The organism is Stenotrophomonas sp. SMYL20 (genome assembly GCF_036320045.1).
Lineage (GTDB): Bacteria > Pseudomonadota > Gammaproteobacteria > Xanthomonadales > Xanthomonadaceae > Stenotrophomonas > Stenotrophomonas maltophilia_A.
Window position 1 is genome coordinate 44564 of sequence record NZ_JAWIRT010000020.1, and the last position, 15659, is coordinate 60222.

A 15659-nucleotide genomic window follows, 5' to 3' on the forward strand; every position below is an offset into this window, starting at 1 on the left:
CCCCCCGCCCCCCCGGGGGGCCGCCCCGGGGCCGCCCCCCCCCCGTGTCCCCCCCCCCCCCCCCCCCGCCCCGCCCCCCCCACTTCCGCAGGGCGGTCAACCGCCCTGCTTTGCAGCGTAGTCCTGCGCCTGCCGCATCACCCGCAGCAGGTTGCCGCCCCAGATGCCGGCAATCTGCTTCTCGGTATAGCCCTTGCGCAGCAGCCACGCGGTGATCTTCGGCAGCTGGCTGACATCGGGCAGGTCGCTCAGGCCACCGCCGCCATCCCAGTCCAGGCCGATGCCCACGTGCTCGGGGCCGACCACCTTGAGGATGTGCTCGAAGTGGGCGAAGAAGTCGTCGAGGCTGGCATGGCGCACCGGGTGCTCGTGGTCCAGCGCCTGCTCGGCCTTCAGCAGGGCAACGCCCTGTTCGATGCCCATGCCTTCCCAGCCACCCAGCTGCTTGCTCAGCGCTTCCTCGGCCTGCTTGCGCTCGGGCGTCTTTGCGGTGTCGATCAGGTAGCCGCCATAGGCGTTCACCTGGATCACGCCGCCGGCCTTGGCCAGCTTGCGCAGGCGCGCGTCATCCAGATTGCGCGGGTGGTCGTAGACCGCCTTGGCCGAGCTGTGCGACAGCACGAACGGCACCGGCATCATCGCCAGCAGGTCGTCGAACACCGCGTCGGACGCATGCGACTGGTCGATCACGATGCCCAGCTTCACTGCTTGCCGCACCAGATCCTTGCCCGCCGGGCTCAGGCCTTTCCACTCCGCCCCTTTGGGGTCGGTGGCCGAATCGGCAAACTCGTTGTTGGCGAAGTGCACGGTGCTGAGCAGGCGCAGGCCGGCGCGGTGGTAGAACGACAGCAGGCTCGGGTCTTCCACCAGCGGGCTGGCGTTTTCCATGCTGATGTAGACCACGCGCTTGCCGGCGGCCTTGATCCGCGCCGCGTCATCTGCGGTCAATGCCAGCGCGAAGCGCTCGGGGTTGGCCGCCAGCATTTCGCGGATCTCCAGCAGCCGCTGCAGGCCATGGTCACGCTCGGCGAGGTGCGCGGCGGGGCTGCGGTCGCCCTGATCGGTGTAGATCGCCCAGAAACCGCCGTCCAGCGCACCTTCGACCATGCGCGGGTAGTCGACCTGCGAAAGCGCGTTGCGGTCGTGACGCTGCTCGATGTCGAAGCCCGTTCGGCCGAAATTGGCCGGCGTATCCAGGTGGCTGTCGAGGGTGACCAGGCGCTGCTGCAGGGCCTTGGCGCGCGCCAGCTCCTGTGCGCTGAACTCGATGGCATGAGCCGACAGCGGCGCGCACAGCGCCAGGGCAAGCACGACGGACAGGTGGCGCAACGATGGCATGGGCTCTCACCGGCAATGGGAAGAGCCCGACCATAGCGCTGCGGCCCGCGGATTTGTAGAGTCGAACTGTGCTCGACTGATCAGGCACCGCGAGTCGAGCATCGCTCGACTCTACATCTGGAAATCAATCCACCACGCGGCAGAACACGGCCTTGAGGTAACGCGATTCCTGCACGTGGGCCATGAACGGATGGTCCGGACCGGCGCCGGCCACCTTCAGGATCTGGATCGTGCGGCCGGAGAAATAGGCCGCGCGGCGCAGCATGTCGAGGAACTGGTCCTCGGCCACCAGGCCGGTGCAGGAGAACGTGGCGAACAGGCCACCGGGCTTGACCACGCCCAGCGCCAGCTTGTTCATGTCCAGGTACTTCTTCAGCGCAGTGATGACCTGGTCGCGGTCGCGGGTCATCTTCGCCGGGTCCAGGATCACCACGTCGTACTGCTCACCGCGGTTGGCGGCGTCGCGCAGCCACGGGAAGATGTCGGACTGGACGAACTTCGGGCGCACGTTGTTCAGGCGCGAATTGCCCTTGGCGATCTGGATGACGTCTTCATCGATGTCGATGCCGACCACTTCAGTGGCACCACGCGCCGCTGCGTACACGGCGAAACCGCCGGTGTTGCAGCACAGGTCGAGCACGCTCTTGCCTTCCACCTGCTGGCTCAGCCACTCGCGGTTCTCGCGCTGGTCGGCAAAGAAGCCGGTCTTGTGCGCACCGGCCGGGTCAGCGCGGAACTTGATGCCGTACTCGGTGATCACCGCCGCTTCGGTGGTGGTGTTGCCGTGGAAGTCGAAGCTTTCCTGCTTCTGCACGTGCTCGTCGGCAAAGCTGTGGAAGCGGCAGCCCGGGAACTGCTCGCGCAGGGCGTCGTAGATCCACTCGCGGTGGCGGAACATGCCGGCGGCGAAGAATTCGACCACCACCAAGTCGCCGTAGCGGTCCACCACCAGGCCGGACAGGCCATCGCCCTCGCTGTGCACCACGCGCCAGGCGTCGGACACCGCGTCGAGCTTCAGCACCTCACGGCGCAGCGACACCGCCTGGGCGATCTTGCGCGAGAACCAGCCAGCATCGACCGGCACGTTCTGGTCGGTTTCGAGGATGCGCACGGCAATGCGCGAGTGCCCGTTGTAGAACCCGCGGCCGATGAACTCCCCGTCCACGCCGACCACGTCGACGATGGAACCGGGCTTGGGCCGGACGGTCGGCTTCTCGACCAGTTTCTGGAAGATCCACGGGTGGCTGGAACGCCACGCATTCTTGAGGCGGACAATCGGAAGGGGGGTATTCATCCACCTATTGTAGCCGGGGGGCGCTTTCGTAGAGTCGAGCTGGCGCGACGGGCGTTGCTGAACGGCCCGGGCAATGCGTGCCAACCAAGGTTGGCATCTACCAGGGCGGGGGCCCCGGCCGCCCGGCATTTGACGGCAGCCCGGCCAGGCCGCAGAATCGGCGCCAGAAGGGGAGTAGCTCCCAGACGTTGTCGCCGTCATTTCGAGCCCGCAGGCTCCGGTGCAACGGCAGTTCCAGCCGACTGGAACTGCGAGCGAGACCTTCGCCGTACTGGCGAAGCTCTGTCCCTGGATCCCCCTCCCGATCCTCCGTTGCAGATCCTCGCCGTCCGGCCTGGCATTCATCTTTCCAACGGACATTCCCAATGCAGACGATCGGTAACGTGTGGTTGTGGGGCGGCTTCGCAGCGGTGGTGGTCATCGCCCTGCTGGTCGACCTCGTGTTGATGCGCCATGGTGGACCGCACAAGGTCACCTTCAAGGAGGCCCTGTGGTGGTCCATCGGCTGGGTCGCGCTGGCCCTGCTGTTCAATGCGGGCCTCTGGTACTACCTGAATGAGACCGCGGGCCAGGTGGTGGCCAACAAGGTCGGCCTCGAATTCCTGACCGGTTACCTGGTCGAGAAGGCGCTGGCGGTCGACAACATCTTTGTCTTCCTGATGATCATGAGCTACTTCGCGGTGCCGGAGGAGCAGCGCCAGAAGGTGCTGATCATCGGCATCCTGGGCGCGATCGTGCTGCGTACGATCATGATCTTCGCCGGCAGCGTGCTGATCACCCAGTTCCATTGGCTGCTCTACGTGTTCGGCGCCTTCCTGCTGTTCACCGGCTGGAAGATGTGGTTCGCCGCCGGGCAGGAGCCGGACCTGGAGGCCAACCCCGCCCTGCGCTGGATGCGCAAGCACCTGCGCCTGCTGCCGGATTACGCGGGCAATGCGCTGAGCGTGAAGCGCGACGGCGTGCGCTGGTTCACCCCGCTGTTCGCGGTACTGATCCTGATCGCGGTCACCGACGTGATCTTCGCGGTGGACAGCATCCCGGCGATCTTCGCGATCACCACCGACCCGTTCATCGTGCTCACCTCCAACGTGTTCGCGGTGCTGGGCCTGCGTGCGATGTTCTTCCTGCTGGCCGGCATGGCCGACCGCTTCCACCTGCTGCCGTACGGCCTGGCGCTGGTGCTGGGCTTCATCGGCATCAAGATGATGATCATCGACCTGTTCAAGATCCCGACCCCGATCTCGCTGGGCGTGGTGGCGGTGATCATCGCCGCTACCGTGGTGTTGAGCCTGAAGTACCCGCCGAAGGAAGGCGAAGGCCAGGCCTGAGCCTGACCCGCTGGATGGCGCGGCCGGTGGGATTGTCCCGCCGGCCGTTTCCACTCTCCCGCAGCGGTGGCCTTGGTTTCGCGCCAACCACCGCCATTGCTGAGGTATGAACAACAACGCGCCCCTGCCCGCCGGCGACGTGCCGGCCCCCCGCAATGACCGCTCGCGCATCCTGCGGGCGTTCAATGTCAGCCTGGCCGCCGTGCTGGTGCTGGTGGCCGTGTTCGCCCTGCAGGGCACGTTCGACTGGCGACCGTGGGCGGTCGCGCCACTGGAAGCCAAGGGCCTGCTTGGCCTGATCGGCGGCCCGATGCTGCATGCCTCGGTCGAGCACATCGTCGCCAACAGCATCGCCATCCTGATCCTCGGCACGCTGGCCGGCAGCGTCTACCCGAAAGCCACTGTGCGCGCCCTGCCCCTGCTGTGGCTGGGCTCGGGCATCGGTGCGTGGATGCTGGGCAATCCGGGCAGCGTGCACCTGGGCGCCAGCGGCGTCACCCACGGCCTGATGTTCCTGCTGGCCAGCCTCGGCCTGCTGCGCCGTGACCGTGCGGCGATCGCCACTGGCCTGATCGGCATGCTGTTCTACGGCGGCATGCTGATGACCATCCTGCCGCACGCCGACGGCGTGTCCTGGCAGTCGCACATGGGCGGTGCCTTCGCCGGCATCATCGCCGCGCTGCTGTTCCGCAACGCCGACCCACTGCCGCCGCGCCCGCGCTACAGCTGGGAGGACGAAGAAGAAGACGTCGAACCGCTGCCCGACGATGAGCTGGAGCCGCCGTCACCGCAGCGCGTGCCGGTGCTGTGGCAGCCGCGCGAGGGCCAGGACTACGTGGTGATCCCGTTCCGCCGGCCGGACGAGCCGCGCGGTTGATCGGGTGACGGGGTCCGGCATCTTCATGACCCAGTAGTGGCCGACCTTGGTCGGCGCTCCTGCTGCATGCCAACCAAGGTTGGCAACTACCAGAGCATTCCGTCACATCCGGTAGCGCCGGGCCATGCCCGGCGGCATTGGCCGGTCAGTTCGCCGCATTCCCCGCCGTGCCCATGCCATCCACCGCCTGCCGGCCCAGTGCCGGATCATCGGTGAAGAACGCATCGATGCCAGTGGCCAGATAGGCGCGCATCTCGGCGACCGAACCCTCGGCATTGCGCGCGTTGTCGGCGCCCTTGCGCAGGTTGCTGGCCTGGAAATGGTTCTCCGGGCGGAAGGTATACGGAATCACCATCAGGCCCACTGCATGTGCGTCCTGTACCAGCGTGGTCGGTGTCCCCAGTGCACCCTTGGCGTCCAGCGGAATGATCGAGCGCAGCTCCGGGCCGATGCTGTCGGCGTAGCTGGCAATGTCCTTCAGTCCGGCCGGCGTCATCATCTGCGCGTAGGTCAGCTTGCCACCGGCCTTGGCGATGTCGGCCGGCTGGGTATCGCCTTTCCAAAGCAGCTGCAGCAGGCGGATGTTGCTGCCCCGCCCGATCTTGCCGCGCAGGTAGCGCAGGTTGGCGGTCTCGAACGACTGGATGGTGACCGGGCCCACGTTGGTATAGGCATTGCCGCGCAGCGCGGCCAGCAGCTTGTCTTCCATCGGCAGGCCGATCGACTGGAAGTAGGTCGGATGCTTGATCTCCGGCACCAGGCCGATGCCGCGGTTGGCGCGGCCGGCCTGCTGCACCAGGAACGCCAGGATCTCGTCGAGGCTGGCGATGCGGAACTGGCCATCGTAGGCGGTGCTGCGCAGTTCCGGCAGGCGTTCACGCGCGTACAGCGTCTTCAGCTCGGCCAGGGTGAAGTCTTCGGTGAACCAGCCATCGACCTTCTGCCCGTCGATGACCTTGCTGGTGCGGCGGCTGGCGAATTCCGGATGCGAGGCGACATCGGTGGTGCCACTGATCTCGTTCTCGTGGCGGGCCACCATCACCCCGTCCTTGGTCATCACCAGGTCCGGTTCGATGTAGTCGGCGCCATCGGCGATGGCCTGCGCATAGGCCGCCAGGGTGTGCTCGGGCAGCAGTGCGCTTGCCCCGCGGTGGCCATAGACCGACACCTTGTGCGCGGCCGGGGTGGAGGATTCAGCACTCATGGCCACCGATGGTGCCACGGCCAGCGACAACAGCAACGCACAACCCCACGACTTCACTGCGACTTCCCCAAGCGGTATGTGATGGGCGTCAGTATGCGGCGGCAATGTGACAGGCGGGGGACCCCATGGATCCGGTAGTCGCCGACCTTGGTCGGCGCTCTGCCAGTCGGCGTCCATGACCCCGGGCGTCCTGTGCCAACCAAGGTTGGCACCTACCAGAGCGAAGGTTGGCACCTGCCAGAGCATGAGCCGAGCAATTGATCGATGACGGGGTCAGAGATCCCTTCGGGGATCTGGCCCCGACCTTACTTGCCGTAGAAAAAGAAGTATTAAAAGAAGTACGTACACACCGCTCACAACCCGAAGTGCGGGTATCGGGGCCAGATGTGCCAGCCCGCTTCCGGCAACTGCCGCAGGATCAGCAGCGGGTTCTCACCGCGCGTCTCAGGGGCTTGCCTCCGGAGCAACGCCTGGCGGTGCTGGCCGAGTGGGACGTGCGCTGCGAATCAGGTGGCGTGCACAACGCCATCGCCTACCTCTACGGGTTGATCAAGAAGGCCGTGGAAGGCATGTTCAAGCTCTGGGCGGCGCGCAAATCCACCCCGCAGCAGACACCCGTGCAGGCCGTCAGCAACAGCCAGCATGGCTCGCCGCCGGCTCTTTCTCCATCGTCCAGCAGCCAAGCCGCAAAGCCTGCATCGCGCGAGGTAGCGCAACGGCATCTGGATCAGATCAGGCGCAGTTGAAGACCCCATCGCTGCCCATCGGACAGATCATCGGGTGCATGGCTGACAGCGGAATGCTGCTAACAGCCCCGGGAAACACGCCTGCTGCTGCAAGGTTGGGGCCACTGGGCTCGGCGTGAGACAGACGGGGGCCGTCACTGCCCGCCGCAGTGACGGCCCGGCGAAATGCAGCAGGAATGCGGGTTGGCGCGGCGTCGCATTGATGGCTGCGCACATGACGATGCCCCGGCACACTGGCCCAGCAACGACCTGCCGGTGGGTATGAACACCGGAACCCTGGCGCAGGTTCCTGCAAGCGCCGACCCGGCTCGCCGGACGGAACCATCCCAGGCATACCCAGGCTCGCTTGGTGTGCCGCCCTACCCATGGGCAGAGCCTTCCTCATCCTCGGCGTGATTCGTCTCGCCATCGTCGTAACACACATCCGCCGTTCCAGGCACTCGTCGCGGGTCGCCCGACCTGCCGGCTTCTTTCCACCACTGCACAACAGGAGGCACCCATCCCAGCACATCGCGTTGTTGTCCCTTGCAACTCTTCCGCCCGGCCTTCCCACAGGAAGCAAGGCGGACGCCTCATTCGAGGCCACAGGTGAACTGAGCACCTGGCCCTTGCCCTTCGGGGATCTCACCTTGGCGAGTTGGCAAAAACACTGACCGTTTGCTTCTCAGCCCCGACAACCGATGGAACAACGCCGCGATGGACGACCTGACCTATACCTTGCGCCAGCTCTGCCTGCGCAACCGCGACGGCAGCCACGCCACCCAGGCTGACCGGCAACGGTCGCTGAGTCTGGCCGCACGCCAACTGCGCGAAGCAGGTTTCCGCCAGATGCGGGCCATCTCGCTCAAAGGCAAGCATGTCGAAGCCCTGTTGCAGCGTTGGCAAGCCGAAGGCCTGTCGGCAGGCACGATCAAGAACCGCATGGCGCACCTGCGCTGGTGGGCAGAGAAGGTCGGCAAGGCAGGCATCCTGCCAACGAACAACACCAGGCTGGGCATCCCTGACCGTCGCTATGTGACCAACGAAAGCAAGGCCAAGGAATTGGGCGACGGACTGGACAGAATCTCCGATCCACACGTTCGCATGAGCCTGCGCCTGCAAGCGGCCTTTGGCCTGCGGCGGGAAGAGTCCATCAAGTTCCAGCCCCGCTATGCCGACCGTGGGGATCACATCGCCATCAAGGGGTCATGGGCCAAGGGTGGGCGCGACCGGACAGTGCCGATCACGACGCCGGAACAACGTGCGGTGCTGGACGATGCTCACCGCCTAGCTGGTTCGGGCTCGCTGATCCCGACGCACAAGACCTACATCCAGCAACGGCATGCCTACGACGGCCAGTGCAAGGCAGCGGGCCTGAGCAACATGCACGGACTGCGGCATCGGTACGCGCAGATGCGATATGAGGCACAAACGGGGTGGAAGGCACCTGCGGCGGGGGGGGGCGCCGACTGCGGCGCTGACACACAAACAACTCGCCCAAGATAATGCCGCACGGCAAAGAATCAGCCGAGAACTTGGGCATGAGCGGATCCAGATTACAGCGGTGTATCTTGGACGATAGATTACTTTTCAGATTGATCCACCTACACCCTTGAACTTCTCAACAAAGGCCGCGATCTTCTGGAAGACAGTCTGCTTCTTGGTCAGAAATTGCGGGTTCAATGGGCTCATCTTGGGCAGAACCGCGTTGAGTTCGGTGCCGTTTTCGCTGGCGAACTCACGCTTGAGTGAGGTGATGATGTAGCGCTTCGCAGCCTCGGCGTAGAGGCTTTCCGAAGTGATCAACTCCTGCGCCTCACGCTGCTGCTCAGCCTGGGCGAACTTGAAGAACGCATCGATCACGCTGGCCTTGTCACCGATCTGGTCCAAATCGGTCTGGTTGATGAAGTCCACCACTAGACTTTCTTTCGCGCGGTTGCCCAGGCTGGCGCGAATCACACGCCGCACCTCATCCACCAGTTCAGTCTTGCTCTTGGTCTTCTTGTTGTGCTCGAAGATCAGTTCCAGGATGTAGTCCAGGTTGATTTCCTGTGACCTCAATAGGTCCACCTCAAAGACCACGTCATCCCAGTCAATGGTGGACTTCTCTTTCTCGGCCCCCGCCTTCTCTCGGCGTAGCCAGTCGCGCACGTCGTTGTAGGTCGAGCGATAGTCCTGAATCTTCCGCTCGGGCGGGAGCGTGACGGCTTGCAGCGCGGTCAGATCTTCGTCACTCAGGTAGTGCTTGGCCTTGAACGCCTCAACTGCGGCAGCGTCGGCCAGATCGACGCTTTGCAACTCCTTCAAGCTGGCAAATTCGTCATAGTTCTGCAGCACGTTCTCCACGCGCAGGTACTCGCCGAACAGCTTGGCAAACGCCTTCTTGTCGGCCTCCTTCTCAATGGCCGCAGGGTCGGGGAAACGCTCTTCCAGCTCCTGCACCACATCCTTGAAGCCCCTCCGTGCCTCGCCGGTAGCCGCATCGGTGAAGCCTTCCATGTACTCCTTGTAGCTCTTCTCCAGCACCACGTTCTTGGTGTTCTTGTCACCGAACAGGGTGATGGCGTCGATGGTCGCTTGCTCCAGATCGCGGAACGTGACGATGTTGCCGAAGGTCTTGGTAGCGTCAAAGATGCGGTTGGTACGCGAGTAGGCCTGCATCAGTCCGTGGAAGCGCAGGTTCTTGTCGACAAACAGTGTATTGAGCATGGGCGCATCAAAACCAGTCAGGAACATGCCCACCACGATGAGCAGGTCGATTTCCTTGGCCTTCACCTGTTTGGCCAGATCGCGGTAGTAGTTCTGGAAGCCGTTGCTATCCACGCTGAAGTTGGTCTTGAACAGCGCGTTGTAGTCGGCGATGGCCGCGCTCAGGAACTCCTTTGCACTGCTGTTCATGGCCGAGACATCAAAGTTCTCGTCCTGGATGTCGCCAATCGCGTCCTGCTCTTCGTTGGCGGCGAACGAGAAGATGGTGGCCACCTTCAGCGGCTTCTCGCTGGTCTTCTGCAACTCGCGGAAGCACTCGTAGTACAGCTTGGCAGCATCCACGCTGCTGACGGCAAACATGGCGTTGAAGCCCTTGTTGCCCGCATGCTGGCGATGGGTCTTTTGCCGGAAGTTGTTCAGGATGTACTGGGTGATCTCGCGGATGCGATCCGGGTGCAGCAGGGCCTGCTTGTTTTCGGCTGCACTCAGCTTCTTCTCGTCCTGCTCGGTCTCGATGGCCTTGAACTGCGGACGAACGTCGTTGTAGTCCACCTTGAACTTCAACACCTTCTCGTCGCGAATGGCATCGGTGATCACGTACGAGTGCAGCTCACGGCCAAACACGCTCGCTGTGGTCTCGGCACCCAAAGCGTTCTCCGGGAAGATGGGTGTGCCGGTGAAGCCGAACTGGCAGAACTTCTTGAACTTTTTCTTCAAGTTCTTCTGTGCTTCGCCAAACTGGCTGCGGTGGCACTCGTCGAAGATGAACACCACTTGCTTGCCGTAGATGGGCAGGTCTGCCTCGCTCTTCATCAGGTTGTTGAGCTTCTGGATGGTGGTGACGACGATCTTGTTGTCGTCCTTCTCCAAGTTGCGCTTCAAGCCTGCCGTGCTATCCGAGCCGTTCACGCTGTCCGGCGAGAAGCGTTGGTATTCCTTCATGGTCTGGTAGTCCAGATCCTTGCGGTCTACCACGAAGAACACCTTATCGATGAAGTCCAGCTCGGTGGCCAGGCGCGCGGCCTTGAAACTGGTCAGGGTCTTGCCGCTGCCGGTGGTGTGCCAGATGAAGCCGCCGCTTTCTGTGTTGCTCCAGTTTTTGGCCTGATGGCTGCTCTTGATCTTCCACAGAATGCGTTCCGTGGCGGCGATCTGGTAAGGCCGCATCACCAGCAGCGTGTTGCTGACGTCAAACACCGAATAATGCAGCAGCACATTGAGCAGCGTGTGCTTCTGGAAGAAAGTGGCCGTGAAGTCCTTCAGGTCGCGGATCAAGCTGTTGTCCGCCTTCGCCCAGTTCATGGTGAAGTCGAAGCTGTTCTTGTTGCGCTGCGTGGTGTTGGCGAAGTAGCGGCTGTCGGTGCCGTTCGAGATCACGAACAGTTGCAGATACTTGAACAGGGAGTGCTCGCTGTTGAAGCTCTCCTTGCTGTAGCGGTGCACTTGGTTGAAGGCTTCCCGGATCGCCACGCCGCGCTTTTTCAGTTCCACCTGCACCAGTGGCAGGCCATTGACCAGGATGGTCACGTCATAGCGGTTGGCGTGCGTGCCTGCCTGCTCAAACTGCTTGATCACCTGTACCTTGTTGCGGGTGATGTTTTTCTTGTCCAGCAGGTAGATGTTCTGGATGCGCCCGTCGTCAAAGACAAAATCGTGGATGTAGTCGTCGTGAATCTTGCGGGTTTTCTCGACAATGCCATCACTGGGCTTGTCCAGCCAAGATTCGACGAACCGCAGCCATTCACCGTCGGTGAACTGCACGGCATTGAGCGCCTGCAGTTGCACGCGTACGTTGGCCAGCAGATCGACAGGGGTCCTGATGAACTGAGCGAACTCGTAGCCCTGATTGACCAAATCTTGGATCAGCTCGCGCTCCAGATCGCTTTCGCTTTGGTAGTGCTCAGAGACCTTCCACTCCCGGGTGTACTGGTCGAGGACGATGAAGTTCTTGGACTCAGCGATGGCCTTGTAATCAAACATTTTCGGCCTCCTGCTTTTTGAAACGGTAGGTGTCGCCTAAAAATGAAACCAGCTGAGCAAGCCTTTCCTTATCAGATTCTTCTATCTCAGCCACTTCTTCACCTGCGTGTGCAGAATGACTAGACAGATTCAGGATTCTGTTTGCAAATGGGTCCGGCACACCATCTGAAGTCGTCTGAAGCAAATCTTCCCATCGTAGATAACCCAGAAATGTCGCCGTCTTTTCGAGAATGTTTCTCAAGAAATTGAAGTGATACTTCTTTATCTGTCCGTCCTTTATGGCGGATCGCAATTCCGCCAGCAAGAACAAGTGATAAGAGAAAGGGTGGTCATTAGACGTGATTAAATCAAAATTTCCATCGGCCTTCTTCTCCAGCCTGTATTTCTCAGATTGCCCACGCTTATAAATCCAGGATGAACTGCCATCCTGATTGCGTTTTTTTAAATCGTTGTTAAGCTCATTGTGCAAAACGTTGTAAAAAAGAGGGCTGTGCGTTGTTATCACAAACCTCAATCCATGGCCATCAACATAGGCGCTTTTTTTAATTAGTCCAGCCAAATCAACAGCAAGTTCTATGAGATGACCGTCATCCAATGAACTTACCGGGTCATCGATAAAAACATACTTCAAGCTGTTGAATTTATCGGTGATCCTATTTGCTACATTCCCCTCATTACGTATCAATACAACCTGCTCCAAAAGCGTATACAAAACACTCCAAATAAAATTACTTTCTTCGCCTTTGGAGACTTTTATTATTTCGTATTGGCCCTGAATTGGGGCATCGACAACACTTGCTTCCGAATCGGCTTGAGCGGCGACAACAGGCTTATTGATAGGCACCTGGAAAGAAATTTCCGAAAAGGCTGGCACGACCAAGTCAATCTCTTGTTCGTCAAAATTTCTAATCTTCTTTGTATATCTTTGATTGAATACCGGATTGGTATTGCTGCTCGTATACCGTTGAAAGTTTGATGCAATGTTGCCGTCTTCACCCAAATCTTGGAGTATCGTTATTAGCCAGTCCGTAAAAGTATTCGGTTGAACCTTAAGCTTGGGTTCAATGTCGCTGTCTAAGTCGTTATCCCAGTAAAATAAGTCTTCAGTGAACGCGTTGTAATAAAGTATCTTGTTCCGCGGCGGGTCTACTTCTCCTCCGTTGTGATCCTCGGAGTTCTTTGGCGCAATTAAATCCTTGAACGCCCGGGATAGCCGAGTTTTGCCTGATCCGTTGAATGCATAGATTAGTTGCACCTTTTTGTTGGCATCTTGTAGCTGTTGCGCAATCTGCGCGAGTGTCTTTCCCATGTTATGCCTTCACCTCTTCCGGCTTTGGAAAGCTCATCAGCAGATCACGGTAGTACTCGTATTGCTTTTGGCGCAGCTCGATCTCGTGGGGCAAGCCTTCAGTTAGGGATGTGGTTAGGGCGTGGAACTTATCAAGGATGCCCGCAATACGCTGTTGCTCGAACATTGAAGGAAATGGGATTTTTAATCCTTTTAAAAGGCCGCCCGTCACTAGAGGCTGTCCACCACCCACTGCGTACTGATTTAGATTCATTTGCGTTAGTTGATGAAATGCGAAACGAATATTCCATTCATCTTTGGGGCGAACTATGAGCGTGTTGTCGGATACGTCAAAGGTTCCGGACACTGCATTAACTCGCCCGGCATTCGCACCGACGCGCGCAACCAGAAGTACTTTGCCCAAGTATGCTGCTTCGCTAGTGAACCCGATCAAACCTGTCGATCCATAGACTGGGATAGGACCATCTGTGGCTCGATCCTTATTTCGTCCTGATGCAATACTTCTTGTAACGTCTTCCAGGGTCTTCCACTCAACGTCACTATCGTCAAAACTCAACAACTGATCACGATAGTATTTGTATTGTTTCCTGCGGGCAGTCAGCTCAGCGGTCAGCTCGGCGGTCAGCTCGGTGAAGGCGTCCAGGATGCGGACGATTTCGGCTTGGATTTCAAGCGATTTTTTTGGATTGTCGGGGCAGGGGATGGGTACTTGTATCTTCCTAAACCTCTCTTTGGAAATATTGAAGCGAGTGACGCCGCTTGCGGTTTTTGCAATTTCCATCCGCATGAAGCTACTTCTAAAAAGATGCTTCACAAAGCCCGGACTCAGAGGGACGTCTTGGTTGAACCTGACCCCAAAAGAAAAACTGTTTAGATAGATCGGACCTTCGAAATCCTCGACGACCACCGAGGACATACCGGCTTCTTCCGCAATTTCGGAAGATCCAGTGAACAAAACGTCACCAATCTTAATGCTGTTCTGCTTTTCTGATTCTGACACCTTCACATTTTCAAGGCAGGAAAAATCAATGCTTGAATTTGCGAAGATGTTTTTGTACGTTACATACTTGGCACATCCTCCCTCAAAGTCTTTCTTGCTTTTTCCAGTAAGCCCCCCGTAGAAAGACGAGATTTCTCCCAGTGGCCGCCACTGAACATCAGCTTCGTCCAAAATCTTGACCAAGAAGTTCACGTCGCTCATGCCTCCAGCTCCTCGCCTTCAATCTCAGCGACGATGGCATCAATATCCCTCCGAAGCTGGTCAATCCTGGCGACAGTGGATTTCAGCTCGGCGTTGAGCTGAGCAATGTCCACCACTTCACGTGTGTCTTCGGGTTCCACGTAGCTACTGACCGAGAGGTCGTAGTCATTGGCCGCCACCTGCTCCAAGGGCACCGATTTGGAAAAGTGATCGACATTTTCCTTGCTGTCGAACACCGCCATGATTTGCTCGATATGCGAATCCAGCAGGACGTTGTTATTGGTTTCTTTCTTGAATAGCCCGCTGGCGTCGATGAACTGAGTAGTGGTGTCTTTCTTATTTTTCGCCAGCACCAGAATGTTCACCGCAATGGTTGTGCCGTAAAACAGGTTGGGCGCGAGCGAGATCACGGTTTCCGCGTAGTTGTTATCCACCAGATACTGGCGGATTTTCTGCTCAGCCCCACCCCGGTAGAAGATGCCGGGGAAACAGACAATCGCAGCGCGGCCTTTGCTGGAGAGGTAGCTGAGCGCGTGCAATACAAAGGCAAAGTCGGCCTTGGACTTTGGCGCGAGTACGCCGGCCGGGGCAAAGCGTTCGTCGTTGATCAGCGTGGGGTCGTCGCTGCCGATCCACTTCACCGAATACGGCGGGTTGGAGACGATGGCGTCAAATGGCCGGTCGTCAGCGAAATGCGGCTCCTCCAACGTGTTGCCCAACTGGATGTTGAACTTGTCGTAGTTCACGTTGTGCAAGAACATGTTCATCCGCGCCAGGTTGTACGTGGTGTGGTTGATTTCTTGCCCAAAGAACCCGTCTTCGATCAGGTGTTGGTCGAAGTGCTTCTTGGCTTGCAGCAGCAGCGAGCCAGAGCCGCAGGCGGGGTCATAAATCTTGTTGACGCTGGTTTGCTTGTGCATGGCCAGCTGGGCGATCAGCTTGGACACATGCTGCGGCGTGAAAAACTCGCCGCCCGACTTGCCCGCGTTCGCCGCGTAGTTCGAAATCAGGAATTCGTAGGCGTCCCCGAACAGATCGATGTGGCTGGCATCGAAACCGCCGAAGTCCAGCTCCGCCACGCGTTTGAGCACTTTGGACAGACGATCGTTCTTGTCCTTGACGGTGTTGCCCAGGCGGTTGCTGGTGGTGTCGAAATCCGCAAACAGGCCTTTGATATCGCGTTCGGAGGGGTAGCCGTTGGCGGAGGCCTCAATGGCGGAAAAGATGTTGGCCAGATCGGTATTCAGGCTCTCGTTGGTGTTGGCGTTGGCCGCCATGTTGACGAAGAGCTGGCTGGGGTAGATGAAGTAGCCCTTGGTCTTGATGGCGTCATCTTTGGCGGCCGCGATGTTCGGATCACTGTCTGCCATGGCGGCGTAATTGACAGAAGGGTCACCGCCGGTGATGTAGTCGATGAAGTTCTCGCTGATGAAGCGATAGAACAGGGTGCCCAGCACGTATTGCTTGAAGTCCCACCCATCGACGGCACCGCGGACGTCATTGGCGATATCCCAGATCTTGCGCTGTAGTGCGGTGCGTTGTTCGTTGCTTGTCATCTTAAAAGTCCAGTTTTGATTCGTTGGGTCCGGCTCAGGCTTAACGCTTGAACTGGAGGAAATGAGTTGTTACGGCAAGAGGGCCGAGGTCTATCTCCCGGCTTTCTTCGCCTTGGGTCGATAGAAATCCTTGATTCT

At 59.5% G+C, this 15659-nt stretch carries 11 protein-coding genes; 4 read left to right on the plus strand and 7 right to left on the minus strand.

Annotated features, from left to right (window positions below; all coding sequences use genetic code 11):
* Positions 1-96: 96 nt before the first annotated feature.
* Both V3B48_RS15705 and V3B48_RS15710 read right to left on the minus strand, forming a co-directional pair.
* Positions 97-1338, minus strand: coding sequence for a dipeptidase (locus tag V3B48_RS15705; protein ID WP_182266965.1), 1242 nt, complete (start codon positions 1336-1338; stop codon positions 97-99).
* A gap of 124 nt (positions 1339-1462) precedes the next feature.
* Positions 1463-2632: a class I SAM-dependent rRNA methyltransferase gene (locus V3B48_RS15710; protein ID WP_049400342.1), complete on the minus strand. Its 1170-nt coding sequence runs from the start codon at positions 2630-2632 to the stop codon at positions 1463-1465.
* A 365-nt stretch (positions 2633-2997) separates the two neighbouring features.
* Here V3B48_RS15710 and V3B48_RS15715 point away from each other — a divergent pair, with 365 nt between their 5' ends.
* Complete coding sequence (locus tag V3B48_RS15715) at positions 2998-3960, plus strand: TerC family protein (RefSeq protein ID WP_049400341.1); 963 nt, start codon at positions 2998-3000, stop codon at positions 3958-3960.
* 106 nt (positions 3961-4066) lie between these two features.
* Positions 4067-4837, plus strand: coding sequence for a rhomboid family intramembrane serine protease (locus tag V3B48_RS15720; protein ID WP_253143489.1), 771 nt, complete (start codon positions 4067-4069; stop codon positions 4835-4837).
* Between the two features lie 145 nt (positions 4838-4982).
* Here the strand turns inward: V3B48_RS15720 and V3B48_RS15725 are convergent, their stop codons facing one another.
* Complete coding sequence (locus V3B48_RS15725) at positions 4983-6098, minus strand: glycerophosphodiester phosphodiesterase (protein WP_253143490.1); 1116 nt, start codon at positions 6096-6098, stop codon at positions 4983-4985.
* 200 nt (positions 6099-6298) lie between these two features.
* On the opposite strand from V3B48_RS15725, the gene V3B48_RS15730 reads away from it, so the two are divergent.
* Together V3B48_RS15730 and V3B48_RS15735 are read left to right on the plus strand one after the other, a co-directional pair.
* Positions 6299-6787, plus strand: a complete 489-nt coding sequence (locus V3B48_RS15730) for a hypothetical protein (protein ID WP_329894052.1) — start codon at positions 6299-6301, stop codon at positions 6785-6787.
* A gap of 696 nt (positions 6788-7483) precedes the next feature.
* Entirely contained in the window at positions 7484-8272 is a 789-nt protein-coding gene (locus V3B48_RS15735; protein WP_253143491.1) for a phage integrase N-terminal domain-containing protein, read from the plus strand.
* 84 nt (positions 8273-8356) lie between these two features.
* Here the strand turns inward: V3B48_RS15735 and V3B48_RS15740 are convergent, their stop codons facing one another.
* Genes V3B48_RS15740 through V3B48_RS15755 form a run of 4 tightly spaced genes read right to left on the minus strand, consistent with a single transcriptional unit; the run spans position 8357 to position 15521 of the window.
* Entirely contained in the window at positions 8357-11455 is a 3099-nt protein-coding gene (locus tag V3B48_RS15740) for a type I restriction endonuclease subunit R (RefSeq protein ID WP_049400338.1), read from the minus strand.
* On the minus strand, positions 11448-12764 hold the full coding sequence (locus V3B48_RS15745; RefSeq protein WP_080355117.1) for an AAA family ATPase: 1317 nt from the start codon (positions 12762-12764) through the stop codon (positions 11448-11450). Before V3B48_RS15745 ends, V3B48_RS15740 begins: the two co-directional genes overlap by 8 nt.
* 1 nt (position 12765) lies before the next feature.
* Positions 12766-13965 (minus strand): restriction endonuclease subunit S, encoded by a 1200-nt coding sequence (locus V3B48_RS15750; RefSeq protein ID WP_049399032.1) that lies wholly within the window; start codon positions 13963-13965, stop codon positions 12766-12768.
* Positions 13962-15521, minus strand: a complete 1560-nt coding sequence (locus V3B48_RS15755) for a type I restriction-modification system subunit M (RefSeq protein ID WP_049399031.1) — start codon at positions 15519-15521, stop codon at positions 13962-13964. Before V3B48_RS15755 ends, V3B48_RS15750 begins: the two co-directional genes overlap by 4 nt.
* Between the last annotated feature and the right edge of the window lie 138 nt (positions 15522-15659).